The organism is Desulfovibrio intestinalis, from assembly GCF_014202345.1.
Lineage (GTDB): Bacteria > Desulfobacterota > Desulfovibrionia > Desulfovibrionales > Desulfovibrionaceae > Desulfovibrio > Desulfovibrio intestinalis.
Genome location: NZ_JACHGO010000006.1, coordinates 276,789 through 300,816 on the forward strand (window position 1 = coordinate 276,789; position 24,028 = coordinate 300,816).

The 24,028-nt window shown below is 56.8% G+C and carries 22 protein-coding genes; 12 read left to right on the forward strand and 10 right to left on the reverse strand.

Annotated elements, in window-relative coordinates; genetic code table 11:
* Window positions 1–7 precede the first annotated feature (7 nt).
* The 9 genes from eutJ to HNQ38_RS14550 all read right to left on the reverse strand — a co-directional run bounded on the left by eutJ (window position 8) and on the right by HNQ38_RS14550 (window position 10,050).
* Window positions 8–829, reverse strand: a complete 822-nt coding sequence (eutJ, locus tag HNQ38_RS11065) for an ethanolamine utilization protein EutJ (protein WP_183720691.1) — start codon at window positions 827–829, stop codon at window positions 8–10.
* Between the two features lie 2 nt (window positions 830–831).
* A complete protein-coding gene (locus HNQ38_RS11070; RefSeq protein ID WP_183720694.1) occupies window positions 832–1,512 on the reverse strand; it encodes a phosphate propanoyltransferase in 681 nt (226 codons plus the stop codon).
* Window positions 1,513–1,589: 77 nt separating this feature from the next.
* On the reverse strand, window positions 1,590–1,877 hold the full coding sequence (gene eutM, locus HNQ38_RS11075) for an ethanolamine utilization microcompartment protein EutM (RefSeq protein WP_183720697.1): 288 nt from the start codon (window positions 1,875–1,877) through the stop codon (window positions 1,590–1,592).
* Window positions 1,878–1,955: 78 nt separating this feature from the next.
* Complete coding sequence (locus HNQ38_RS11080; protein ID WP_183720700.1) at window positions 1,956–3,536, reverse strand: acetaldehyde dehydrogenase (acetylating); 1,581 nt, start codon at window positions 3,534–3,536, stop codon at window positions 1,956–1,958.
* A gap of 3 nt (window positions 3,537–3,539) precedes the next feature.
* Window positions 3,540–4,154: a BMC domain-containing protein gene (locus HNQ38_RS14485; protein ID WP_183720703.1), complete on the reverse strand. Its 615-nt coding sequence runs from the start codon at window positions 4,152–4,154 to the stop codon at window positions 3,540–3,542.
* A 150-nt stretch (window positions 4,155–4,304) separates the two neighbouring features.
* Window positions 4,305–5,237 carry a choline TMA-lyase-activating enzyme gene (cutD, locus tag HNQ38_RS11090; RefSeq protein ID WP_183720706.1) on the reverse strand — a complete coding sequence of 311 codons (933 nt, stop codon included), beginning with the start codon at window positions 5,235–5,237 and terminating at the stop codon, window positions 4,305–4,307.
* A 105-nt stretch (window positions 5,238–5,342) separates the two neighbouring features.
* Entirely contained in the window at window positions 5,343–7,889 is a 2,547-nt protein-coding gene (cutC, locus tag HNQ38_RS11095; protein WP_183720709.1) for a choline trimethylamine-lyase, read from the reverse strand.
* A 58-nt stretch (window positions 7,890–7,947) separates the two neighbouring features.
* On the reverse strand, window positions 7,948–9,426 hold the full coding sequence (locus HNQ38_RS11100) for an aldehyde dehydrogenase family protein (RefSeq protein ID WP_183720712.1): 1,479 nt from the start codon (window positions 9,424–9,426) through the stop codon (window positions 7,948–7,950).
* A 27-nt stretch (window positions 9,427–9,453) separates the two neighbouring features.
* Window positions 9,454–10,050 (reverse strand): BMC-T shell protein, encoded by a 597-nt coding sequence (locus tag HNQ38_RS14550; protein WP_183720715.1) that lies wholly within the window; start codon window positions 10,048–10,050, stop codon window positions 9,454–9,456.
* A 448-nt stretch (window positions 10,051–10,498) separates the two neighbouring features.
* Here HNQ38_RS14550 and HNQ38_RS11110 point away from each other — a divergent pair, with 448 nt between their 5' ends.
* The 6 genes from HNQ38_RS11110 to HNQ38_RS11135 all read left to right on the forward strand — a co-directional run bounded on the left by HNQ38_RS11110 (window position 10,499) and on the right by HNQ38_RS11135 (window position 18,043).
* Window positions 10,499–11,596 (forward strand): hypothetical protein, encoded by a 1,098-nt coding sequence (locus HNQ38_RS11110; RefSeq protein ID WP_183720718.1) that lies wholly within the window; start codon window positions 10,499–10,501, stop codon window positions 11,594–11,596.
* A gap of 6 nt (window positions 11,597–11,602) precedes the next feature.
* Complete coding sequence (locus HNQ38_RS11115; RefSeq protein WP_183720721.1) at window positions 11,603–11,869, forward strand: hypothetical protein; 267 nt, start codon at window positions 11,603–11,605, stop codon at window positions 11,867–11,869.
* A gap of 210 nt (window positions 11,870–12,079) precedes the next feature.
* Entirely contained in the window at window positions 12,080–12,940 is an 861-nt protein-coding gene (locus tag HNQ38_RS11120; protein WP_183720724.1) for a MerR family transcriptional regulator, read from the forward strand.
* An 81-nt stretch (window positions 12,941–13,021) separates the two neighbouring features.
* Window positions 13,022–13,957: a DUF4037 domain-containing protein gene (locus tag HNQ38_RS11125; protein WP_183720727.1), complete on the forward strand. Its 936-nt coding sequence runs from the start codon at window positions 13,022–13,024 to the stop codon at window positions 13,955–13,957.
* Window positions 13,958–14,280: 323 nt separating this feature from the next.
* Window positions 14,281–15,696, forward strand: coding sequence for a DUF4125 family protein (locus HNQ38_RS11130; protein WP_183720730.1), 1,416 nt, complete (start codon window positions 14,281–14,283; stop codon window positions 15,694–15,696).
* 532 nt (window positions 15,697–16,228) lie between these two features.
* On the forward strand, window positions 16,229–18,043 hold the full coding sequence (locus HNQ38_RS11135; RefSeq protein WP_183720734.1) for a KUP/HAK/KT family potassium transporter: 1,815 nt from the start codon (window positions 16,229–16,231) through the stop codon (window positions 18,041–18,043).
* A gap of 261 nt (window positions 18,044–18,304) precedes the next feature.
* Here the strand turns inward: HNQ38_RS11135 and HNQ38_RS11140 are convergent, their stop codons facing one another.
* A complete protein-coding gene (locus HNQ38_RS11140; protein ID WP_183720737.1) occupies window positions 18,305–18,628 on the reverse strand; it encodes a hypothetical protein in 324 nt (107 codons plus the stop codon).
* Window positions 18,629–18,874: 246 nt separating this feature from the next.
* Here HNQ38_RS11140 and HNQ38_RS11145 point away from each other — a divergent pair, with 246 nt between their 5' ends.
* The 6 genes from HNQ38_RS11145 to eno all read left to right on the forward strand — a co-directional run bounded on the left by HNQ38_RS11145 (window position 18,875) and on the right by eno (window position 23,631).
* Entirely contained in the window at window positions 18,875–19,189 is a 315-nt protein-coding gene (locus tag HNQ38_RS11145) for an ElaB/YgaM/YqjD family protein (RefSeq protein WP_183720740.1), read from the forward strand.
* Between the two features lie 8 nt (window positions 19,190–19,197).
* Window positions 19,198–19,482 (forward strand): phage holin family protein, encoded by a 285-nt coding sequence (locus tag HNQ38_RS11150; protein ID WP_183720743.1) that lies wholly within the window; start codon window positions 19,198–19,200, stop codon window positions 19,480–19,482.
* Window positions 19,446–19,823, forward strand: coding sequence for a hypothetical protein (locus tag HNQ38_RS11155; RefSeq protein ID WP_183720745.1), 378 nt, complete (start codon window positions 19,446–19,448; stop codon window positions 19,821–19,823). Before HNQ38_RS11150 ends, HNQ38_RS11155 begins: the two co-directional genes overlap by 37 nt.
* A 293-nt stretch (window positions 19,824–20,116) precedes the next feature.
* Complete coding sequence (locus HNQ38_RS11160; protein WP_183720748.1) at window positions 20,117–21,157, forward strand: mechanosensitive ion channel family protein; 1,041 nt, start codon at window positions 20,117–20,119, stop codon at window positions 21,155–21,157.
* Between the two features lie 233 nt (window positions 21,158–21,390).
* Complete coding sequence (locus tag HNQ38_RS11165; RefSeq protein WP_183720751.1) at window positions 21,391–22,182, forward strand: type III pantothenate kinase; 792 nt, start codon at window positions 21,391–21,393, stop codon at window positions 22,180–22,182.
* A gap of 150 nt (window positions 22,183–22,332) precedes the next feature.
* Window positions 22,333–23,631 (forward strand): phosphopyruvate hydratase, encoded by a 1,299-nt coding sequence (gene eno, locus HNQ38_RS11170; RefSeq protein WP_183720753.1) that lies wholly within the window; start codon window positions 22,333–22,335, stop codon window positions 23,629–23,631.
* Window positions 23,632–24,028: the final 397 nt, after the last annotated feature.

Genomic DNA, 24,028 nt, shown 5'->3' on the forward strand with positions numbered 1-24,028 from the left:
CTGACCGCTAGTCCGTGCAGTTGAGGGCGATGCCCAGGGGCGTCACCAGAAACGGGTTGGCAGGTTTGAACGTGGGCACGCCAGTGTACTTCTGAATGACCTCTTCCATACCGGGCAGGCAGCAGGTGCCGCCGACCAGGTAGAGGGCCGACACGTTGCGCCCCTGCACATGCCTGTGGATGATGGACCCCATCTTTTCAATGACGGGCCGCACCACGGGCAGGATTTCTTTTTGCCGGGCCTTGTCCTTTTTCAGGTCTTCAGCCTCTTCAAAACTGATGTCGTAGTTGCCTGCCAGCACAAGGCTCACATGGGTGCCGCCAGTGGCCTCGTCAGCCACATAGACGACCTTGCCGTCTTCAAGCACCGCAATGCCTGTGGTGCCGCCGCCGATGTCCACAATGGCCCCGTCGCGCACGTTAAGCACGCTGTTGGCCGCCGTGGGCTCGTCCAGCAGGGCTGTAACCTGATAGCCCGCGCCTTCCGCCACATGGCGGTGGGTGGCGCAGTCGCGCTCGCTGGTGCCGGGGGGCACGGCGATAGCAGCTTTTTCAAGCTTGCGGCCCAGTTTTTCTTCCAGTTCCTGTGTAAGCTCGCGCACAATGCGCAGGCCGCCCGTGTAGTCGACGATAAGGCCGTCCTTGACCACCTGGGCAAAGCGCATGGCGCACGCCACAGGCTGTTTTTTGGCATTGACCGCCACCACGACAATATAGGCCGTGCCGAGGTCCACGCCTACATAGAGCGGCTCCGAAGGTGTGACCTTGCGGGGCTTCCTGCGGCACTTCTCAAGGGTATCCATAAGCTTGTCAGCGGCGGTAAAGTCCATATCTAGCCTCTGCTCATTCCGATGATGGTTCCGTTGGTGCCGGGCTTCCAGCCGGAGCTGTTGCCTTCGTCGGCATCAATGTGCATGGCCAGCTTGAAGTCGTCGCTGACACGCACCAGCACGTTTTCCAGAATCATGGGACGTTCGGTTTCAAGGCGCACATCGACCATATCTTTGTCTTTGAGGCCAAAGCGGCGGGCGTCGTCCGAATGCATGTGGATGTGGCGCGAAGCCACTATAACGCCGCATTCCAACCCTACAATGCCCGTGGCGGAAGCCAGGATGATGCCCGGCGTGCCATTGATGTCGCCACTCTGGCGCACAGGCGGGTTGATACCCAGGGCGCGAGCGTCCGTGCGGGAAATTTCAACCTGCGAAGTGCTGCGGGCGGGGCCGAGTACGGCCACGTTATCCATAACGCCCTTGGGTCCGATAAGGCGCACGCGCCCGGTGCTCAAAAACTGCCCAGGCTGCGAAAGCGGCCTGTCGGGGCGCAGGGCTTCACCAAAAAGTGTCATGGCGTCGCTCACGCTCAAATGGGCGTGACGGGCGGAAATTTCTACCGGAATAGGCCCGGCGTTCATCGTGGCGGCAGGGGCGCTTGCACATTCCTGAGTCAGCACCTTGCGCACCACACCAGCCAGAATATCTTTAAGGACTTGCTCGTTCATCTGCGTATTCATTTCGGCTCCACCGCCCGGCGGCGAACGGGGTAGGGAATCCGTCGCCGCCGGGATCGGGTGTGTGGGTAAGGGGTAAACTAGGCTTCGCGCGTGGGCAGAATCATCTCAACTTCGCTGTGGGGGCGGGGGATGACGTGCACACTCACGAGCTCGCCCACTTTTTTGGCAGCGGCAGCGCCGGCGTCGGTGGCGGCTTTCACAGCGCCCACGTCGCCACGCACCATAACGGTGACAAGCCCGCCGCCTACCTGGCTGCGGCCAATAAGGGTAACGTTGGCGGCCTTGACCATAGCATCAGCAGCTTCAACAGCGCCGACGAGGCCACGGGTTTCGATCATGCCAAGGGCGTTGGATGAATTGGTCATAGCGGTATCTCCTTAGAGTTTTAACAATAGCTTTTTAATTTGCTGGTTGCAGCGGCTCCGGCGTGGCCGGGCCTGGGCTTATAAAACCTTTTTCAATTCCGCCACGATCATTTCCGTGACGGCATTGATGTCCAAACCGCCCACGGCCGCTGCTGCGGCAGCTTGCGGGGCCACAACGGCCTGATGACTGGCACCGTGATGGCAGCAGCCTGAAAGTCCGGCGGAAGGCGGATAGCCCCCCGCCGGAGACCCAGAGGGGGAAACGCCCGCCACGGTGGAAACACCGCACGAGGCGGGAGTTGCGCACGAGCAGCCCTGCGAATGCAGATCATAGGCCACCCGGCGCACGTTCAGGAGATTCAGGGGCGTCACGTTGTCAGACGTGGCACTGCCGCCAACCGCGCCGCAACCCAGGGTGAAAGAGGGGAAGAGGCCTGTGGAAAGGCCCACGGCGCCCTGGGTGGAGGGGGTGTTCACCAGCATGCGCGAAACGGGTTTTTTGAGGCCGAATTCGCGAATGACTTCTTCGTTCTGCGAGTGGATGGCAAGGGAGTGACCCACGCCGCCGTTGTGCAGAAGGGAAATGCACAGTTCGCAGGCTTCGCGCCAGTCTTCAACCACATAGAATCCCAGCAGCGCGGTGAGCTTTTCCTTGCTGAAGGGATACTTGGGACCAACGCCCTTTTCGTCGGAAACCAGCAGACGGGTGCCCTGCGGCACTTCGATGCCAGCGACACGCGCGATGCTCAGAGCGTCGCGGCCCACGATGGCGGGGTTCATGCTGCCGTTGCCGCGTTCCATAACCTGCTTGACCTTGGTGAGCTTGTCGCCCGCGAGGAAGTAGCAGCCCTGGGCTTCCATGGTGGCGCGCACCTTGTCGGCAATGCAGGCATCCGTAACGACGGACTGCTCAGAAGCGCAGATGGTGCCGTTATCGAAGGTTTTGCTGCTCATGATCTTGGTCACGGCGTCTTCAACATTGGCGGTACGTTCGATGTAGGCAGGCACGTTGCCAGCGCCCACGCCCAGAGCGGGCGTGCCGGAGCTGTAAGCTGCCTTGACCATGCCGGGGCCGCCAGTGGCCAGGATAAGATCGCTGATCTTCATGAGTTCATTGGTGCCTTCAATGGAAGGCATGCTGATGCTGCTCACGAGATCGGGGGACACATGGCAGGAACGCAGGGCGCTCTGGATGGTCTCCACAGTTTTGGCGATGCAGTTACGGGCGCTGGGGTGCGGGGTAAACACAATGGCATTGCCCGCCTTGAGCGCGATAAGCGATTTATAGATAACCGTGGACGTGGGATTGGTGGAAGGCACGATGCCGGCGATGACGCCCACGGGCACGGCGATTTCCACAATCTTGCTGACCGGGTCGGAATGCAGCTCGCCGATGGTCTTCATGTCCTTGATGCAGGCATAGACCTTTTCGCTGGCAAGCAGGTTCTTGATCTTTTTATCCTGGGGCTTGCCGAAGCCGGTTTCCTCAACAGCCATATTGGCCAGGGTTTCAGCCTGGGCCGCAGTGGCTTCAGACACTGCCCTGACAACCTCGTTCACGCGGTCCTGACTCAATTGCGCGAATTCGGGCTGAGCTTTACGCGCCGCACGCACAAGGGCGCGGGCCTCCTGAATGGAGAGTAAATCCTTATCAACCATGTTTTACTCCTTTTCCTTCCGTGCCGCCCGGTCGATGGCGTTCATCAGGGTTTGCCTGTTGGATGAGGCGATCTGCTCACGGGTGAGCTCAACCTTCATTGTTCTGGCAAGCTGACGAAGTTTGTTCATGCTCATGGCTTTGCATTTTTCAGGATCATAGGCTTCCTGCCCGTTCTGGGCCGTGGCCTGTGTTCCGTCTCCGGCCTTCGCGCCGCCTTGCGGGGCTGCGGGGGCCGGGGTTTCTTCCACTATTTCCACAATTTTAATAATTTCAGTTTCTACGGTTTCGGCTTTTGCGGCAGCAGGCGCTGGGCTGGCCGGAGCCGCCGGAGTTTGGCCGCCGGGCTGCAAAAGCAGTATCTTTTCAAGGCCGCCGTCAGGACGGGGGATAACGTGGCAGGATACGCACACGGCTCCCTCAAGGCGGGTCAATGAAGCCCGTGCCGCATCAACCGCCGACTGCACCGCAGCAACCTCGCCAGCAATGGTGATGGTCACAAGGCCGCCCGTAGCCAGGGTTTTTTCCAGCAGGCGCACATCCGCCGCCTTGAGCATGGCGTCCGCCGCTTCTATGGCTCCTATGAGCCCCTTGGTTTCTATGAGTCCCAGTGCCAGCATGGCTTTCTCCTAATTTTGGCCGTGACCAGAGCAATTTACGAATGAAATGAGTCAATTGTTCTGCAAGGATTTGTCTGCAAATCCTTGCCACGAAATAGGCGTAGGCGAGCTTTGCTCGCTGTTAAGCGACTATTTCAAGTGCAGCATGCTCTAATGTTTTATGACCTTCACGGCCAGGCCGTAGCCCTTGAGAATATTCTCAATACGCTGCAAATCGCTGTCATCGAGTACGGGGTTGTCCTTGATAGGATACTCCACATCGATCTGGGCATATTTGCTCACTCCCATCTTGTGATAGGGAAGCAGATCCACGCCCTTGAAATTTTTTCTGTGAGCATGCCCGGTCAAAAAGCGTCCTACAGCGTGAATTTCGGCATCGTCGTCGTTGTAGCCCTTGAGCAGGGGCATGCGGATGTTCACGTTACAGCCGTTTTCAAGCAGCCATTGCAGGTTGGTCAGTATGCCTTCGTTGCGAACCCCGGTGAGCTCATGGTGCTTGTTGGCATCCATATGCTTGATATCGAAGAGAAAAAGGTCGCACACGTCTGCCATGTCACGAACTACGTCAAGCTTGGCGTAGCCCGAGGTCTCCATTGCGGTGTGGATGCCCTTGTGCCGGCAGGCCAGCAGCAGGTTAGCCACAGCCTCGTGCTGGGCCAGGGGTTCGCCGCCGCCTACCGTAAGGCCGCCGCCGGAGTTCTCGTAAAAGAGCCAGTCCTGTTCCACCACTTCAAGAAGTTCAGAAATGCCCTTTTGTTCCCCGGCGATGGCCAGGGCCGCTTCAGGACAGGCATGAACGCACTTGCCGCAGTTGATGCAGTCCTTGGTTCTGTCTACAACGTGGCAGGCTCCTGCATTGACCATGCCATGAATGCCTACGGGACAGACGGGCACACAGGCGCCGCAATTGACGCACACGTCCTTTTTGAACATGACTTCGTAGCGGCGGGTCTGGCTTTCAGGGTTGGAACACCACTGGCAGCGCAGAGGGCAACCCTTGAAAAAGACCAGGGTGCGTATGCCCGGACCGTCATACATATTGTATTTCTGTATGTTGAAAACTCTGGCTTTTCTTTCGATCACGCTGCTACCCTTGCCGTCTGCTCAGTCGTTTTACCGTTGCTGTCTGTCTTTTTGGCCGCGCCCCCTCCACGAGAATAAAGGGGGCGCGGCCTGCGCCATTGGGGTTTAGAAGTGGCGCAGTACTGTTCTGCTGATGATTTCGTCCTGCACGTCCTTGCACAGCTCCACAAAGAAGGCGCTGTAGCCAGCCACGCGCACCACCAGGTCACGGTAGTCTTTGGGGCTCTTCTGGGCTTCAAGCATGGTCTTGTTGTCCAGATAGTTGAATTGCATTTCACCGTTGCCGAGGATACTGGCCGAGCGGATGAGGGTGATGATGCCCTGTTCGCCTTCTGGGGTGTCCAGCAGGCCCGGCAGAAGCTTGAAGTTGTGCACCATGCCGATGTTCATGTTGTCGTTGGACATCTTGGACACGCTCTTGATGATGGCAGTGGGGCCCTTGAAGTCCGCACCCTGCGTGGGGCTGATGCCGTCAGAAAGCGGCAGCCATGCCTTGCGGCCGTTGGCGGATGCGCCCAGCAACTGGCCGAAGGGCGTGTTGTTGGAGATGGAAAGCGTGCCGTGGCTCAAAATGGAGTAGAGCGTCTTGAACTTGCGGTGCTCGCGTTCGGTAAAGGCAACGAGGTCGGCGGCGATGTCGTCGGCGAAGTCGTCGTCATTGCCGTACTTGGGCGCGGCAAGGCAGTCGGCCAAAATGGCGTCGTAGCCTTCGAAGTTGGCCTTCAGGGCTTCGTTCATCTGCTGCAGGGTGTACTTTTTGTCATCGAACACCAGCTTCTTGATAGCAGCCATCGAGTCGGCGTAGGTGGCAAGACCGCTCCAGACAACGCCGGGGCCGAAGTTGTACATGGCGCCGCCAGCGGCCACGTCGCGGCCCTGTTCCATGCAGCCTTCGTACATGATGGACATGAGCGGCTTGGGGGCCAGGTCGCGCTGCACGCGCTGGGTAATAACCGTGGCAACGCTGGACCACTTGGTAATGTACTTGATCTGCTCTTTGACGGCGGCGTCGAATTTTTCATAGGTGTCGAACTGGCTCAGGTCGCCAAGATCGGGGCAAACCTGCTTGCCATACCAGAGGGGCACGCCGTGGTTGAGCACGAGTTCGATGCATATGGGCCACTGGGTGTAGGCGGTGGAGGTCCACTGATACAGACGCCCGGCCTTTTGCGGTTCCACGCAGCCCATGAGGCAGTAGTCACGCGCGTCTTCAATGCTCACGCCCTTGGCAAGCATCATCTTGATGTGCGTGTCGTCAAAGTGCACGGCGGGGAAGCCCATGCCGGAACGGATGACGGAGACGATTTTTTTCAGGTATTCCTGGGGCGAAGAGTTATGTACGCGGGTGGCCAGTGAGGGCTGGTATATGCGAACGTGGCGCACCGCATCCATGAGCAGGAAGGTCAGCTCGTTGGTTGCGTCGCGTCCTTCGCGGGTGACGCCACCCACGCACATGTTGACGAAGGGCTGATAGCCCGCGAAGAACTTGGAACTGCCTTCGCTGGTCAGCCACATCATTTCAGACATTTTGATGAGCATGCAGCCTGCGAGGTCAAAAGCCTCGTAGGGGGTCATGCGGCCAGACTCAATGTCGGCCTTGAAGAAGGGATACATGTACTGGTCAACGCGGCCAATGGACATGCCAGTCTGGTTTTCTTCGACCACCAGCAGGGATTCCACCGTCCATACAGACTGGATGGCTTCCCAGAAAGTGCTGGGGGCGTGGGCGGGCACGCGGGCGTTGACTTCAGAAATCTTGAGCAGTTCAGCCTTGCGCTTGGGATCATTTTCGCGGGCGGCCAGCTGGGCGGCGTATTCGGACATGCGCCGGGCGTAGATCATCACGCCTTCAGTGGTTTCGATGACCGCCTTGTAGAAGTAGATCTTGTCGATGTCTTCGGGGCGGTCGTAATCCAGATGCTCCAGGTGCTCGCGGGCTTCGCGCTGAATGTCCAGCATGCCCTTCTTCATCAGAATGACGTCGTAGCCGGGGTTGGAGTCGCCGCCGCCGTTCAGGGCGTGGTAAGAGCAGTCGGACACGAAGGATTCGCCCGAAAGTTCCCACAGGCCAGCTTCGCGGAACTGGGCTTCGCAGTATTCGTCAACGGACTTGCCTTCCCAGTAGGGGAAGATTTCTTCGCGCAGAATTTTTTTGTCTTCTTCAGCAATATGGAAGGGGTCCTGGGGGCGGTTGGAAATGGTGTCCATTTCGTCACGCAGCCAGCGCCAGGAAATATCGGGCGAAAAGGCCCCGGCGCGGGGAGCGCCGTTGGGTGCGCCCACGATAAGTTCGTGGTCCTGAATGACCAGGGGAGCGGTTTCGCAGCTATGGCGAAAAGCCGTGGCGCGCAGCAGGGCGCGCGGCATACCGGGATTTTCCTTGTCAATCTTGGTGATGGTGCGCGCGCGGTGGATGGTGATGAGCGGCACCTGCTTGAGGTAATTTTCTTTCAGCAGCACGTGGCGCTGCGTGGGGCCTTCAGGCACGCCCGGGCCGGAATGCGCAGCCGGAGCAGCCTGAACCGCAGCAGCGGGAGCACTGTGCGAGGGCAGGGTGACAGTAGAGAAAATCTGGCGCAGCTGTTCGCGCTCTGCGGGCGAAAGATTCTTTGTAACTTCCGCTATTTTGCTTGAAAAATCATGAAGATCCACGTTGTATCCTCCATATTGTGCTGTCAGAACGGCCTAGGGGTATGCAGCTCTGCCCGGGCTACCGGGCCTGGGGCAGAGTGCCCAGAGCTTCGCGCAGTACACGCCTGAGCAGGTCAAAGTTCTGCTCGTTGCGGGTCACGCCCTGAGTGGGTGCGGACGGTGGGGTAAGGTCCGCCAGTTGGGCGAGATCACGCACGCCGTAGCCTATCTTTCTGCGGTAAATGAGATTCATTGGCGAAATATTATCCGACGTGATGCCGTAGCCCGCTATGCCGCTACCCTGGGTCATGGCGGGAGTAAGATTGGTTGTCAGGCCCATGCCGCCAAAGGCCGCGCCCGTGTTCACCAGCAGCCGGGCCACTGGCTTCTTGAGGGCGAACTGGCGGATAACCGATTCGTCGCGGCTATGAATGGCAAGGGTCTGGGCGTGGCGTTCCTGCAACAGCAGTTCCACACATTTTTCACAGGCGTGCATCCAGTCCGGCTCCACATAGTAGCCGAGCACGGGGGAGAGAAGCTCCCGTATATAGGGATCGCGGCCAGCGACATATTTACGCTCGGCCATGAGCACTTTTGTTCCGGCGGGAATGGCAAACCCTGCCTTGGCGGCAAGGGCTGCGGCAGACTGCCCCACCATATGGCGGTGGCGGCGGCCGTCTGCATGAAAGAGTATGCGGCAAATGGCGTCTGCTTCTTCGTCAGTCATGAAGTACGCGCCATTGTCCTGAAACGCGCGGCGTACCTGACGCTCAATACAGCCGTCCACAATAACGCACTGCTCGGCAGAGGGGGCCAACCCGTTATCAAAGGTTTTGCTGGCTACTATATGCCTGACCGCCGCGGGAATGTCTGCGCTGCGCTCGATAAAGGCCGGGCCGTTGCCCGTGCCGCCATAGATGAGCGGCTTGCCGCTTGCCTGAGCTGTCTTGAACATGCCAAGCACGCCCGTGACCATGATAAGGGCCACTTCGGGGTGGTTCATAAGCTCTTCGGTGCCGCTTTTGGCCACGATGTCCAGGTAGGAAATGGCCCCTTCGGGCAGGCCCTGGGCCAGCCCCGCGGCAATCATGATATCGAGGGCGCGGCGCATGCTGTCTATGGCGCGGGGGTGCAGGGAAACGATGATGGCGTTGCCGGACTTGATGGCCAGCAGTACATTATAAATAGCTGTGGACACAGGGCTGGTCACGGGGCACAGGGCCACAATGACGCCCAGGGGAACGCCCACGTCGTACACGCCTTCCGGTTCCGCGCCGCCGAGATAGCCCACACAGCGCATGCCGCGCAAACTCTGGCGCACCTGACGGCAGACAAAGAGGTTTTTGACCATCTTGTCCTGCCACTGGCCGCAGTCGCTTTCTTCGTGGCACATGACGGCGAGGGACTGGGCATGGGATTCCACGGCGTCAGCCATAGCCTCCACCACTGCGTCCAGGCTTTCCTGGGGCATGGCGGCCAGCTTTTTGCGGGCCTCGGCTGCGTTTTCAGCCAGAATCCGCGCCTGCTGTATGGAAATGAGGTCCTTATCGCCGATCATGCTCTTTGCTCCGTAGTATGTGCCCGGTTAGGACAACGCGTACCGTCGCACCAGTTTGACCAGATGGCGGTGGGGAGTGGGGATGACACATGAGCTGTACACGTCCGCTCCCATATTTTTAACGGCCTTGATTCCGGCTTCAACGGCAGATTTGCATGCCGCCACGTCGCCCTGCACCAGGGCAGAACAGTATCCGGAAGCCACGTTTTCATAGCCGATGAGTTCCACGTCGGCAGTTTTAATCATGGCGTCGGCCGCTTCCATAAGATAGATAATGCCGAAAGTTTCAATCATGCCCAGCGAGCGCAGGCCGGGATCGTCTTCAGGTATGGTGTCCAGCGCATGGGCCATGGCAATGCTGCCAACGCCACGCACGGGACGGGGCATGACATTTTGCGCTGTGAGCTTGCCGACGCTGGCTGCGGCTGCGGCGCCTGCGGCTACTGACGCCTGCACGGCTGCAACGTCGCCCTTGACCATAATGGTCACAAGGGTGGAGCCCACGTTTTCATAGGCGACAAGATCTACATCTGCGGCTTTGAGCATGTAGTCTGCACCATATATGGAGGGCACCATGCCCAGCGTCTCAATGAGGCCCATGGCCTCTTCACCTGCATATCGCATATACGCTCCGTTGAGATTCGCATTTGTGCCGCAAGCCACTCTTGGCGGCGGTGGAAATAGTTCTTGTCTATCTTGTACCCTTTCCCCTGCAGGGTAATGTCAAGCCCTTTTCATTTTTTTGTGAGAAAAGTTTTATGAAACCTGAGTGAAAAAGTATGAAACAGATTGGCAGATGAGCAGCCAGTCAAAAATAACCGCTGAATTTACAGCTGATTTTGCCATATATATTTTACGATAAAAACAACAAGGTTTTACTTATGAAAAGAAAATGCGACAAGCTTGTCAGAAAAAGTGCAATTTGTGACAGCTAAAAGTCGAAATCATGTTGACCTTCCCGTTCAGGGTAATCTTATGCTCATCCGTAGTCAGGCGAGGCGGTCTTTGCCGGGGCAAGGGCGTTCCCTTCGTCATTTTTTTACCATCCATTTGCGAGAGAAGGAGTTCTGCCATGGAGCACACGGCAAAACCTGTCGCTGCATCAGCTCTGCGCGACACCCCCGCAGCGGAGGCCGCCAAAGACAAACTGGTCACCAGTTTTAGAAGGCGCGGCATTCTTACGGCGATTATGTCGGGGATGACCTACGGCACCTACACAGCCTTCATGACCCTGGCGATGACCATGGGCGTCTGGTCTGTCTGGTACGGAGGGGAATCGGGACTTTCAGATTTTTCAACCCTGTTTCTTTTGGGGGCGCTTGGCGCGGCCACCACGGATACATGCAGCGCCTTGTGGGCGGTGCTTATCGCAACTTTCAGGGGCAAGATGGGCGACTTTTTCCGGTGCGTGAAAAGCAAGCCCGGCGCCATTCTTATTGGCGCCGCCATCATCGGCGGCCCCCTGGCCAGCACATGCTATGTGCTGGGCCTGAAAAGCGCAGGTTCCATCATTGTGCCCATCAGCGCGCTTTGCCCGGCCATCGGCGCAATTCTGAGCCGTTTTCTTTTCAAGCAGGCGCTCACGCCCCGCATGCTGCTTGGCATTTTTATCTGCTTTGGAGCCAGTGCGCTCATCGGCAGCACCGGTCTTGCTGAAAATGCCCCGCCGAACCTCTTCCTGGGACTGTCTTTTGGTTTTCTGGCCGCTTTTGGCTGGGGCCTTGAAGGTTGCGTTGGCGGTTACGCCACGTCTATGATTGATCCTGAAATCGGCATCACCATCCGCCAGGTTACTTCCGGCCTCGTCAACCTTGGCGTGCTGGTGCCGCTGTTTGCCCTGATCGGCGGCGACAGCGCCTTTACAATGATAACCACGGCCTTTACCGATACCACGGCCATGCCGTGGTTCCTCGTTGCTGGTCTTGGCGCATGGTTTGGCTTTATGCTGTGGTACAAGGGCAACGCCATGTGCGGCACGGCTTTGGGCATGGCGTGCAACGGCGCATTCTCCTTCTGGGGACCTTTCTTCTGCTGGATAGTGATTGGCCTGTGGTTCGGTCAGGACGGTTTTGCCCTGCCGCCCATTGCCTGGCTGGCTGCGGTGGTTATGGTCATCGGCATTTTCATTATTGCCGTCAATCCTCTGGAATATTTCAAGAAAAAAGGATAGGCTGCCATGAAACCATTGAACTATGCTATCCTTAAATATATGACTACGGTTAGTGAAGCTTGCACAGAAGATGTGATGGCTGCACTCAAGGGGCAGTACAGCACTTTTCGAGCCTTTACCAAGCCAGCCGTGCTTACGGCCCTGATGACTGCGCAGGCCAACGGGCTTGTTGAAGAGTCGCGCTTTGACCTGGACGAAAACGATGAAGTGCGTATGTATTTTCGCGCCAATGCCGAAAGCATCGCTACAATAAACAAATATATACCTGAATAAACAGCAGATATGGCTCCGGGGGCGGGGATAACCTTTCCCCCGGAGAAAGTCGCAACTTCATGCGATTTTTGACCTTTCGCGCTGCCGCCTGCTATGATGGACACCACGCGCTGCCCACAATTGCGGTTGGCCAGTCCATACCTTCTTTGCGCCACGCTGTTATGAATCAGGCCCTTCCACTAGCCTATACAGGAAGTTTCGGGTGATGCCATGACAAAACGAGGCTATTCAATCAGCCAGATGAGCGAGGCCTCCAAGATATCAAAGAAGGCCCTGCGCTTTTATGACGATCTTGGACTCATTTCATCCAAAAGGCACGGAACAAACAACTACCGTTACTATACGCAGGAAGACCTGCTGGCTGTGCCCCCTTTGAAGTATTACAAGCAGATGGGTTTTCACCTGGGTGAAATTCGCGCTGCTTTCGAAGTGGGAAGCAATACTTCTCTCACAGCGTTGCGCGAAATGTTTATGGAAAAGATTGGCGCGCTTCGTGAAGAAGAAAAGGTGCTGCACCTTCGGCTCACGTCGGTAAGCGACTGGCTTGGCCTGTTGCATGAAGCTGAAATGGTGCTTGAAAACAGCCTGCAAAGCGTGTCGGTGCGGTATATTCAGCCAGCCAGACTGCTTTTTCAGGACCAGATCTTTAATCTGGACATAAAATCGGCTATCATAAACATAGAATTTACCAATTATGTTGAAGCTGTAGGAAATAATATCACAGGGCCTGTCATCATCTGCTTTTCTTCCATTGAAGACCGCATAAAAGACGTGGAACAGCAGATGCAGATACTGCAAAAGAACATTTTCCCGTGCCCGCAGGATCAGACCAGGGATTTTGGCGGGTTTTTGGCGGCCAGTTGCTATCATATCGGCCCGCATGAAACGATCAGGGATACCTACAGGAAGATCCAGCGCTGGTGCACCGCCAACAACTATATCTGCGACAAAAACGTCTATGAGCGCTATGTCACCGATTTTTGGACAACCAGCCATGAAGACCTTTTTGTCACCGAAGTTATTGCAAAAGTCAGCCGTCCGGGCAGCGTTCGCGTAATCCCGGGACCGTAGTACCGTCTGCCAAGGCAGAAACAAGACAACGCGCGGCGGCGGAAGCGAATGCAGACCGCCGCCCATACCCGGAGATCTGCCATGCAGGGACTTGCTCTGGCCCGCGCCTTTTACAATGAATGTCGCTCCATCCTGTGGCGCGAGATGCCCGATGTCATGTCACGCGCCGCCGTGGGGCTTGTGGGTGAAGGGTCTGAATGCTTTGGCTGCGACGACGCAGCTTCGCGCGACCACGATTTTGGCCCGGCCTTCTGCCTGTGGCTGCCCCGTGAGGAATTGCGCCGGCATGCGGCGCGCATTGAATCTGTTTTTGGCATGCTTCCGCAACGGTTCGACGGTCTTGAAAGCAGGCTTGTTCCAGAACGCCGCCTTGGGCGCGTGGGGCCGCTGCCGCTGGAGGATTTTTACGGATTCTTTACAGGCCTGCCCAACCTTCCCGCCACCTGGCAGGAATGGCTTGCCATCCCCGAATACCAGTTGGCCGCCTGCACCAATGGCGAAGTTTTTGAAGACCCTGCCGGGGGCTTCACGCACTGGCGTGAAGTTTTGCAGGGGTGTTACCCGAAGGATGTTCGCCTGAAAAAAATGGCCGCCCGCTGCATGGTTATGGCTCAGGCAGGGCAGTATAATCTGCCCCGGTGTCTTCAGCGCGGCGACGGGCTTGCAGCCATGCTGTGCGCCGCCCGTTTTGCCGAGGCTGCGCTTTCAATGGTTTATTTGTGCAACGGGCGCTACATGCCGTTCTACAAGTGGGCGGGCCGCCTTGTTGCCTCTTTGCCAGTGCTTGGCGCGGAAACTGCGCGCACTCTGTCGGCCTTGGCGGGGCAGCCGCTACGCGGTGCTGAAGATATGGAAGCCGCCCGCATGGTGGAATCCCTTTGTGCTCAGGTTGCCCAGCACCTGCGCAGCGAAGGTTTGAGCGACGACGCTGGCGACTGGCTGTGGGCGCATGGGCCGCAGCTCATACGGCGCGTCGAGGAGTCGCAACTGCGGCAAATGGATATGCTGCAAGGCTAGACAGTGTCTCTAAATAATTCTTTTGCCCAACTGGCTGCGTCAAAAGGCCATTTTTTACTCCAGTCATGTACCATAAGAGTACACTCCTTTCGTAAAAAGACCTTTTTTCTTGCCCTTGGGTCAAAATCATTTATTTAGAAGCAGATCCTCGGGGCTGGCAGTAAAAAGGATGCCGGGTTGCGGGAACTTTGAAAAACCGCCCTGCGCGACCCCGTTGTGCCGGATGTTTATTTCTGGTGCAGAGCGGTCCGTCAGTAGAGACAACAATTATCTGCCTGTAAGACGGCGTGGACTTTGCCATAAAATGTGCGAAGGGGGCTGACATGAACGCTAACGGACACTGGAATGAAGAACTGCAGGCCGCGCTGGATCTGCTGGCGCAGGGCCGCCCCGAAGACTGCACAGCCAAATTGCGCACCCTGCTGCGGTCTTGCGACAACGCCCCCCTGTGCCGGGCTATGGCTCTTGAAGGATTGGCGCGCGCCCTGTTCGCACAGCGTCAGGCTGCCGAGGCTGTGGCTGCCCTTGAAGAAAGCCTTGCCTTGCTTGGTGTCGCTGCCGGGCCTTCCTCTCCGCTGACTCTGGGCGTTATGCAGAATCTGGCACACCTCCGGCTGGAAATGGGAGATTTTGAAGGAAGCGCCGCCCTGGGGCAGGAGGCCGTTAAAGCCTGCGAATCTGCCTTTGGCGCGCAGTCGCCGCGCGTAGCCAGCGCCTTGCTGCATCTCTCCGCCGCCTACTACCGTAATAAGGACTGGAACACGGCGGAGCAGTGCCTGCTGCGCGCCAGAAGCATCTGGGAAGAATGCGCCCGCATTTCCGGCGTGCCCGATCAGCAGATGGGAACATGTCTGAATAATCTGGGCCGTCTGTATGAAGAATGCGGTCAGCTGGACAGGGGCATTGCCCTGCACCGCAAGGCCGTGGCCCTGCGGCAGGATGTTTTGGGCGACCACGAAGACACGGCCTTTTCGCTTGGCAACCTGGGCGTGGCTCTGGCCTCGGCAGGGCAGTGGGACGAAGGTGCTCGCACGCTGGAAGCTGCCGTGGCCTGTTACGAGTGTGTGGGCAAGGGAACCAGCCGCGAAGCTGAAAGTTACAGGAAAAACCTCGATCTTTGCCGCCGCGCCTTGCAGGAGCAGAGCGCCCCGCCAGCGGCGGAATCTGCGGCACACGGGCAAGATGAGCGTGAGGGCCTGCTGGCCGAGATCATTGAACGGGAGCTTGTCATGTTTCTGGCAACGCCCAATGAAGGCGGAACCGCTTCCTGCCAGCAGCAGCCCGACAGTTTCCGGATCATGCGGCGCATGGTCCACGAACCCTTGAGCCGGGCGTCGCTTGTGTCCTATCTGGAAGACCTGCGCCGGGCCGAGTCTGAAGGCCGCAATTTCATGATCGAAAAATATGCCCGCATGGACGACCGCTTGCCCCCCTTGGGCGACAGCCCCTTGCTGGACGTAATCGCCGATGCTGAAACCGTCTTTATGCGTGAAGCGTCGGCCAGGTATCCGCATGTGATCGTTTCCGATGGCAGCGGAGCCTTCAAAAACTATCTGCGCTGTGAACTGGAAACACTGTCTCCCGCCACCCTTGAGCTGTACGCGCAGGATCTGGACAGAGCCAGACGCGAAGGGCGTAACCCGGCCATGGAACGCTACGCCTGCCTGGCCCGTCTGCTGGGCAAGGGCAGCCTGGAAAATTTTGAAAAGTCTGCGGCCCATGCTGCCGCAAGCCGATGATCTTTAACTGCTAACAGTTTTTCCGCCACAGGCTGAAAGCAGAGTTGAGGGCTTTTTCCCCCAATATAGGTAAACAATACGCCGTGTTCTTGCAGAAGAACACGGCGTTTCATTTTGCCACCTGCGCCCATGCTGCACCGCATGCAGCCGCGCAGGCCTGCCATGCCTGGGGCAGGTTAGCTGTGAAAAGTCTAACCGAGCTATCCCCACAGGAATTTGCGGATAACTTCTTGTATCTGCCTCACATCTTCAACGCTCTGGCGGCACGCTTGCATGAAACAGACTGGCTGCTGTGGCAAAAGAGACGCGTAACGCGGCAGAAAAGTGTAGGGCACACAATAGGCGTGCTGCGCCTTCGGGGCAGGTAAAGGCCCCGCGAAGCGCTTATGCCCACGCCGCAAAAATATGTGTTTCCGGTATGTCTGCCATGCTTGCAAATGGCCAATATTTAAAATCTTTCCGCACTATTTCTTCAAGTCTTGCCAGACCTATTACTCTGCTATAGTGTCCGCTTTGCTTAGTGGAGGCTTCAATGGATATGCAAAAAATTTCCCCGGCCAGTGTCGTCAAGTCCCTTGGACTTGTGTTTGGCGACATCGGGACAAGTCCCATCTACACCCTGGCCGTTATTTTTCTGATGACAGAAAGAACGGAAGCCAATTTTATAGGCATCCTTTCATTGATCATCTGGACCCTTATGCTGCTCGTCACTGTCGAGTACGCCTGGTTGGCCATGAGTTTGAGCAAGGGGGGCGAGGGCGGCACCATTGTGCTGCTTTCCATTTTGCGTCCCATGCTGCGGTCTGGAAAAAAAATAGGCGTGGCTTCGGTGCTGGCCTTTATTGGCGTTTCACTGCTGGTGGGCGACGGCGTCATCACGCCCGCCATCACCACACTGTCGGCGGTAGAGGGGCTGGTGCTGCTTCCCGGTATGGAGGACACCCCGCAATGGGTGCTGGTGTCTCTAGCCTTGCTGGTAGCTGTGTTTTTGTTCTCTGTGCAAAAAAAGGGCAGCAGCAAGCTTTCCACCCTGTTCGGCCCTGTCATGCTCGTATGGTTCGGGGCGCTGGCCTGTTCCGGGCTGGCGGCGATCAGCGAGGCACCCGCAGTATTGAAGGCCATCAATCCCTGGTATGGCATTGAATTCATGCAGCGCAACGGGCTGGCCGGATTCTTTGTGCTGTCGGAAGTCATTTTGTGCGCCACTGGCGGCGAAGCCCTGTACGCGGATATGGGGCATATGGGGCGCAAACCCATTCTGGCAGCCTGGGGGCTGGTTTTCACAGCGTTGATTCTTTCCTATATGGGGCAGACGGCCTTTCTCATACACCACCCCGATACCAACAATGTTCTGTTTGAAATGATCCGCAGCCAGTCAGGCTGGCTGTATGCGCCCTTTTTGGTGTTGAGCCTGCTGGCGACCATCATTGCGTCCCAATCTCTTATCAGCGGGATATTTTCCATCATGTATCAGTGCATGGCTACGCACGTCATGCCGCTGTTCAAGGTGGATTATACCTCAAAGGAAATGCATTCGCAGATATACATAGCCTCTGTGAACTGGGCGCTTTTTGTGGCTGTGAGTCTGGTTATCATCGGTTTTCAGGAATCACACAGACTTGCGGCCGCCTATGGTCTGGCCGTTACGGGCACAATGACCATCACGGGTATTCTTATGGTGTGGATTTTCCACCTGAGAAAGCGCCCATGGCTGTGCGCCGCCGCTGTGGGCATCTGCGTGCTGGACGTAATCTATCTTGTGGCCAACTTCTACAAGGTGCCCCACGGGGGCTACTGGTCGCTGGTCATCGCCATGATACCTCTTGCCGTCATTCTCATTTACACGCAGGGGCAAAAGGCCGTGTATCAGCGCATGCTGCCCATGAACAGGCAGGACTTCATTGAGGAGTTCATAAAACAGAAAAAGGAAGGCCATACCATCAAGGGCACGGCCATATTCTTTTTGCGCAGTCTGGACAGCGTTTCGCCGTATATCTGCAAGACCATGTTCGATAACGGCATTATTTATGAGAACAACGTCATGCTGAGTATCTCGCGCACCTACGAACCTCTTGGGCTTGAGTGCCACTTTGAGGACTCGCCCGTCGAAGGCATACAGATGTTTACGGTCACGGCAGGCTATATGGAAGTTGTGGATGTAGATGCCATTCTTGGTGAGGCGGGCATCAAGTCGCGCGCCATTTTCTATGGAGTGGAGGACATTCTGACCCGCTCGCCCCTGTGGAAGATCTACGCAACCATCAAAAAACTGGCTCCCCCCTTTGTGCAGTTTTACAAGCTGCCTTTGCAATCTGTGCATGGGGTCATCAGCCGGATCGTGCTGTAGGCCGTGCGCAACGAGCGCATGTTCAGCTTTGTGGCAAGCGTTTCTTTTATTCTGGCCGGGCAGCGAAGAGTGCACGCCCAGCATAAAAGGCTCGCTCGCCCAGATATGGTGCTGAAATTCATCTCGCGACGGCATTGTTCGAGAGTCTCGCCCTAAAGCGCAGTTTGCCTCGGGCGTGGCTGCGCAGCGTAACTCGTTATTCGACGCAGCGCAGTACTTTAGCAGGCAGATGAATTAACAAACTGTTCCTGTTGCCCGGATTTATTGGGCAGCAGGAACAGTTTTATTTGTGGTGCCGCTGGTGGTTGCGTCTGGCTGGGCTTGTTCCGCGCCTTCGGGTTGCGCCGGGATAGCCTGGGGTGCCAAATCTGCCGGGGCTGCCGGATCGGGCTGAGTTGGCGAGGGTGCCGGAGTTGCCGGAGCTGCTGGATCTGCCGGGGCAGGCACAGCTTCTGTCTGGGCAGGCGGGGTTGCATTGGGGGCTTGGGCGGCGCGCTGCTCCAGCATCATCTGCCCCAACAGGGTAACAATAAAGACAATGACGGAAAGCAGAATGGCAATGGCAATTTTTTTCTTATCATTCATGAGCAACCTCGCCGCTGTTTTGTGTATTGCCTGATATTGTTATATAAATATAGCGCCGTGTAAAGTACGGGTGCCCGAAAAAACGGCTGCCTGTCCGCTTTACCTGTCCAGATTCCGGCTGCACCCGGTGCAATATCTGGCCGTTGCGAGCCGGGTGCTATTAGGGTAGAAAAAATAAAGCGGCGGTAGGTGGCAAAAAGCCCGTATGGCCGCATAAGCGCGGGCATGTGCCCGAAAGGAGATGCTATGACCGTCAAAAACGAAGAAAATATCGATGTTCTGAAGGACGAAGTGCAAGCTCTGCGCAAACAGATGGAGAATCTTGCCAAGGCCGTGGAGAAAAATGCTTCTGGCAAAGCCGCAGCAATGACCGCCGGGCTGGAAGAAGAGATAGACAAGTATCAGAAAATGGCGGCAGACAAACTGCAAAAAGCGCTGAACGCAGGCAGTGACGGCGTTGAAAACATCAGCGACCGTATTCGCCAGAATCCCCTTGGTAGCTTGCTGCTGGCCTTTGGCGCTGGCTACGTCATTTCCCGCCTCTTTCGCCAAGACAGGTAATTGCCGGCGTGAATGGCCTTACTGAAATAATTATTCGCTTTTTCGACCTGCTGGAAGCAGAAGGCCGGTTATTGCAGCGCAACGCCCTGTCCACTGTGCGCATGGCTGTGCTGCTGGTGCTTGGCCTGATTTTCGGGGCTGTGGCCGTGTTTTTTCTGGTCGCAGCCCTGTATCAGGCTCTTGTGACGGTTCTGCACCCGGCCTGGGTTTTTTGCATTCTGGCCCTGGCATGTGCGGGTATAGCCGGAGGGTTGCTGTGGCTGTCGGTTCCACGCAAGAAACAGGTTCCGTAGAGGACGCCAAGCGCCGCCTGCGCGAGGCTTCGGCAGGGTTTGATCCCTACGCCCTTGTGCGGTCGCGGCCACTCTCCTGCACTGGCGGAGCCTTTTTGCTTGGCCTTGGCTGGAAATGGCTGCAGCCAGGGCGGGCTGTGTCTGGCCTGACGGTTCTTTCGCTACAGGCCCTGAGCAAGGTGCTTGTTCAGAATATGGCGGCTCGCCTGAAGAGCGGTCTGGCCGGAGAAAATTTGGCCAGAGAAAATCTGGCTGAAGAACGCCTGTCTGATGCGGCTTCCGCCGCAGAGGATGGACAGGTCGCCACTGTTGGCAACAGCACGTCAGTCCAGAGTCGCTGACGCCTGAAATCAGTTGGCGCCTGAAGCCATTGTTCGCGGCGAGCAAAGGGTAGCGACGTCTGTTTGGCGGACGGTTTGAGACACCTGCTTTCACAGTGCCCTCAAAAAGTGATTTTCCAGTTATATCAATGTGAACAATTCCTTTACGCGGGAGTGCACTCTGCAGATACTCGGCCGTAATGAAAGGAGAGGTTCGATACCGGAATAGCTGGCAAGGCGCTTGTGCGACCACTGGTTATGGAACTTAAAGTGCGAAATGCTCCAGATATGGGGCAGAATTTGGAACAACGGGCATGGACGAAAAAGAAATTATTGCGTTTCTGACTGACAGGTACGCCATCGCGGCGGTTGTGGCTGTCATATTGTTCTACTTCACTGTTCGGGGCGAGAAACGCAGCGCCAATATAGTGGTTCATCTTGCCCGTGTGTGTGCGGCATGCGCACTTGTGTTCGCCACCAGTCTTTGCGCCCGCGAACTTGCGGACAAACTCGGTATTACCGTCATTAACCCTCGTTATATTGATGTTTTTCAGCGCGTCGCCATTATTCTGATCCTGATGCGCGAAGCTTTTTTGGGCATCAACCGCTTTTGTGACCATCTGGCGAAAACCAGTGGCGACGCTACGCTGGGGCGTATGGTGGCGCGTCTTCTCAAGGCGGGCATCTGTCTTTGCGCCATGCTGCTTTTTGGCGAATATCTGGGCATAAGCTTTGCGGGGCTGCTGACGTTTGGCGGTATCGGCGGTATCGCCATCGGCCTGGCGAGCAAAAATATTCTGGGCAACTTTTTTTCCGGCCTGATGCTGTATTTTGACCGCCCCTTTGACATCGGTGACTGGGTGAAATCCCCGGATCGCAAGGTTGAAGGCACTGTGGTGGAGATTGGCTGGCGCATGTGCAAGATCATGACGTTCGAGCACTACCCGCTGTATGTGCCCAATGAAGTTTTTTCATCCATCTGCATTGAAAATGTGGGGCGCATATCCAGCTACCGCATAAAGTTGCAGGTAGGCTTGCGCTATGAGGATGCAGACAGGGTGCAGGCTGTTACCGAAGGTCTGCAAAAAATGCTGCAGCAGGAAGAGGGTATAGACAAGGGGCAGACGATCTTGGTCTGCTTTAACGAGTTTGCCGACTCATCGCTGAATATTATGGTGTACTGCTACGCCCAGACAGCGAACTGGAATCGCTTCATGCAGATCCAGCACCGCGTATATTTGAAGATTATTGAGGTGGTGCACGGCCTTGGGGCGGATTTCGCCTTTCCCACGCGTTCGCTGTATCTTGAAAAGGATGACGACAGCCCTGCATCCCCTGCTGCCGTACAGCCCTGATATTTCAGAAAAGACAGGAATTCTGGGGCAGGCCCGAAAGGCCTCGGATGTACGATTGTTTACTATTCAGGTAGTATTTCGGCCGTTGACGCCGCACCAGAACCGCAAGGCGCGCAATGTTGCAGCCAGGGCGCGTTCTGGTATGGGCTGTGGCGCAACTTGCGTAGCCATGGCTAATTGGGCATAATCATTGAAGCGACCCATTCCAGCTCAGGCCTTCGCGGAGGTGCCCGATGCAGCCCGAACTTCTGCTTTTCGATATTGGTAATACGTCCATTAAAGTTGGCCTTGCGCACGAGCGGCAGGTGCTGACCTCCTATACATTGCGCACCGATGTGGGACAGACGGCGGATGATCTCGGCCTTAGCCTGATTTCCCTCCTCGGGCATGCGGGAATTGTGCCGCAAAGCATCAAAGCCTGCGTTGCCTCGTCGGTGGTGCCGGGATTTGACCCCCTGCTGCGAGAGGCCGTGGCCCGATATGTGGACTGCCCCTTGTACCGCGTGGGCATGGACCTGCCAGTTCCCCTTGAAAACCGTTATGAACGCCCCGGCGAAGTGGGGGCCGACAGACTGGTGGGGGCCTATGCGGCGCGCCGCCTGTGCCCCGAAGCGCCCGGCCTGCTGGTGGTGGACTTCGGCACGGCTGTGACCATTGACTGCGTCAACGGCGATGCCTACATGGGCGGATTGATTTTTCCCGGTCCGCGCACGGCGCTGAGCGCACTTTCGCGCGAGGCCGCCAAGTTGCCCAGAGTCAATCTGGATGTGCGCGCCGAAGAACCCATGCCGGGGCGCAACACAACCACCAGCATACAGCACGGGCTGGTATTCGGGTTCGCCTGCATGGTGGAAGGGCTGACGCAGCGGCTGAAAAGGCAGTTGCCCGGCCCGGTAAAAATACTGGGCACTGGCGGCTTTGCCGCCTCCATTGCCAGGGTGAGCCCGGTTTTTGACCAGGTGTTGCCCGCCTTGCTGCTTGAGGGTTTGCGGCGGCTGTACTATGAAGAGCGCACAGCGCTCTAGAGCAGACTAACTTTGAAAAAGTTTACATGCTCTAACGTGCCGTTTGCAGGGCAAACGGCTGGGCCGCCTGGTTCCTGGTGAAGTGACAGCGCTGTTTTGCGCCATAGATTATAGTAAGAAAACAAGCCCAAGAGGGCAAAGGAGCCACACATGAGCAGCATTGCCTCGGTTTTTGGCCGTGAAATTCTGGATTCGCGCGGCAACCCCACTGTAGAGGTGGAAGTGACCCTGGAATCCGGGCTCAGAGCGCGGGCCGCCGTTCCTTCCGGGGCTTCCACCGGCAGCCGCGAAGCTCTTGAAATGCGTGATGGTGACAAAGCACGTTATTGCGGCAAGGGCGTCACCAAGGCCGTGGACCATGTGAACAGCGAAATCGCCGATGCCCTGCTGGGTATGGATGTGCTGCGCCAGGTGCAGATTGACAATACCCTTATTGATCTGGACGGCACGGAAAACAAATCCCGTCTGGGCGCCAACGCCATGCTGGGTGTGTCGATGGCTTGCGCCAGGGTGGCGGCTACCTTTTTGGGCCTGCCGCTGTACAAGTATCTTGGCGGCATCAACGCCAAGGTTTTGCCCGCACCCATGATGAACATCATCAATGGCGGCGCGCATGCCCCCAACAACCTGGATATTCAGGAATTCATGATTATGCCCGTCGGGGCCATGACCTTCCGCGATTCCCTGCGCATCGGTACGGAAATTTTCCACACCCTGCAGGGCATTCTCAAGAATGACGGGCACGTCACCAGCGTGGGCGATGAGGGCGGCTTTGCCCCCAACCTCAAGAATCATGACGAAGCCTTTACCTACATCATCAAGGCCATTGAAGAAGCTGGCTACAATCCCGGCACCGAAGTGGCTCTGGCCATTGATGTGGCCTCCAGCGAGTTTTACAAAGACGGCAAGTACGTTCTGGCCGGCGAAGGCAAGACCTTCAACAATGCCGAAATGAGCGAATGGCTGGCCGAGTTTACCCGCAAGTATCCCCTTATCTCCATCGAAGACGGCATGGCCGAAGGCGATTGGGATGGTTGGGGCATGCTGACCGCCAGCCTGGGCGACCATGTGCAGCTGGTGGGCGACGACGTCTTTGTGACCAATCCCTCCATTCTGGCTGAAGGCATTGCCGAGGGCGTGGCCAACTCTATCCTTATCAAGCTCAACCAGATCGGTACCGTAACCGAAACCTTGGACACCATTGAAATGGCCAAGGAAGCGGCGTACACCACCGTGATTTCACACCGCTCCGGTGAAACGGAAGACAGCTTCATTGCCGACCTGGCCGTGGGCGTCAATTCCGGCCAGATCAAGACCGGCTCCCTGTGCCGTTCCGAGCGTATGGCCAAGTACAACCAGCTGCTCCGCATTGAAGAAGAACTGGGCGATGACGCCGAATTCTTCGGTCCCATGCTGGCGGAATACTATTCCCTCGGCACGGAAGACTAAGGAAACGCTGATTTATTCCGTTTGGCGGCGTTGCTCCCTTTTTTTGAAACAGTCGAGGACGGAAGAGTCCACTCCTGCTTCAAAAAAAATCGCGCCTTGCCAAACGAAATAACTACGCGTTTCCAGAAGGCTCTTTAATCAGTGCTTCCCTAAGTTTCGGGCAGATATAAACGTTCAGAGCCCGTGGCCGCTAAAATGGCCACGGGCTCTGAACGTTTGTTTTGGCGGGCGCTGCCGGGCAGCAGCTAGAGCACGTTCACTCTCGGAGTATTTTAACTGTGAAAAAGCTTAAATGCTCTAACGCCGCACAAGATTGCAGCGCGCCGAAACACCGTGTGGATTCAGCTGAAATTACATTGCGGCAGAATGACAACTTTGAAACGTACTGCATTTCAGA

What these genes read in the sequence shown, in the direction of transcription:
- HNQ38_RS14550 (WP_183720715.1), bottom strand. Translation starts at nt 10,050, where the DNA reads ATGCGATATGCAGGTGAAGAGGCCATGGGCCTCATTGAGACGCTGGGC.
- HNQ38_RS11070 (WP_183720694.1), bottom strand. Translation starts at nt 1,512, where the DNA reads ATGAATACGCAGATGAACGAGCAAGTCCTTAAAGATATTCTGGCTGGT.
- eno (WP_183720753.1), top strand. Translation starts at nt 22,333, where the DNA reads ATGAGCAGCATTGCCTCGGTTTTTGGCCGTGAAATTCTGGATTCGCGC.
- HNQ38_RS11100 (WP_183720712.1), bottom strand. Translation starts at nt 9,426, where the DNA reads ATGATCGGCGATAAGGACCTCATTTCCATACAGCAGGCGCGGATTCTG.
- eutJ (WP_183720691.1), bottom strand. Translation starts at nt 829, where the DNA reads ATGGACTTTACCGCCGCTGACAAGCTTATGGATACCCTTGAGAAGTGC.
- HNQ38_RS11165 (WP_183720751.1), top strand. Translation starts at nt 21,391, where the DNA reads ATGCAGCCCGAACTTCTGCTTTTCGATATTGGTAATACGTCCATTAAA.
- HNQ38_RS11130 (WP_183720730.1), top strand. Translation starts at nt 14,281, where the DNA reads ATGAACGCTAACGGACACTGGAATGAAGAACTGCAGGCCGCGCTGGAT.
- HNQ38_RS11160 (WP_183720748.1), top strand. Translation starts at nt 20,117, where the DNA reads ATGGACGAAAAAGAAATTATTGCGTTTCTGACTGACAGGTACGCCATC.
- HNQ38_RS11140 (WP_183720737.1), bottom strand. Translation starts at nt 18,628, where the DNA reads ATGAATGATAAGAAAAAAATTGCCATTGCCATTCTGCTTTCCGTCATT.
- HNQ38_RS11135 (WP_183720734.1), top strand. Translation starts at nt 16,229, where the DNA reads ATGGATATGCAAAAAATTTCCCCGGCCAGTGTCGTCAAGTCCCTTGGA.
- HNQ38_RS11125 (WP_183720727.1), top strand. Translation starts at nt 13,022, where the DNA reads ATGCAGGGACTTGCTCTGGCCCGCGCCTTTTACAATGAATGTCGCTCC.
- HNQ38_RS14485 (WP_183720703.1), bottom strand. Translation starts at nt 4,154, where the DNA reads ATGCTGGCACTGGGACTCATAGAAACCAAGGGGCTCATAGGAGCCATA.
- HNQ38_RS11145 (WP_183720740.1), top strand. Translation starts at nt 18,875, where the DNA reads ATGACCGTCAAAAACGAAGAAAATATCGATGTTCTGAAGGACGAAGTG.
- HNQ38_RS11110 (WP_183720718.1), top strand. Translation starts at nt 10,499, where the DNA reads ATGGAGCACACGGCAAAACCTGTCGCTGCATCAGCTCTGCGCGACACC.
- HNQ38_RS11115 (WP_183720721.1), top strand. Translation starts at nt 11,603, where the DNA reads ATGAAACCATTGAACTATGCTATCCTTAAATATATGACTACGGTTAGT.
- HNQ38_RS11080 (WP_183720700.1), bottom strand. Translation starts at nt 3,536, where the DNA reads ATGGTTGATAAGGATTTACTCTCCATTCAGGAGGCCCGCGCCCTTGTG.
- eutM (WP_183720697.1), bottom strand. Translation starts at nt 1,877, where the DNA reads ATGACCAATTCATCCAACGCCCTTGGCATGATCGAAACCCGTGGCCTC.
- HNQ38_RS11120 (WP_183720724.1), top strand. Translation starts at nt 12,080, where the DNA reads ATGACAAAACGAGGCTATTCAATCAGCCAGATGAGCGAGGCCTCCAAG.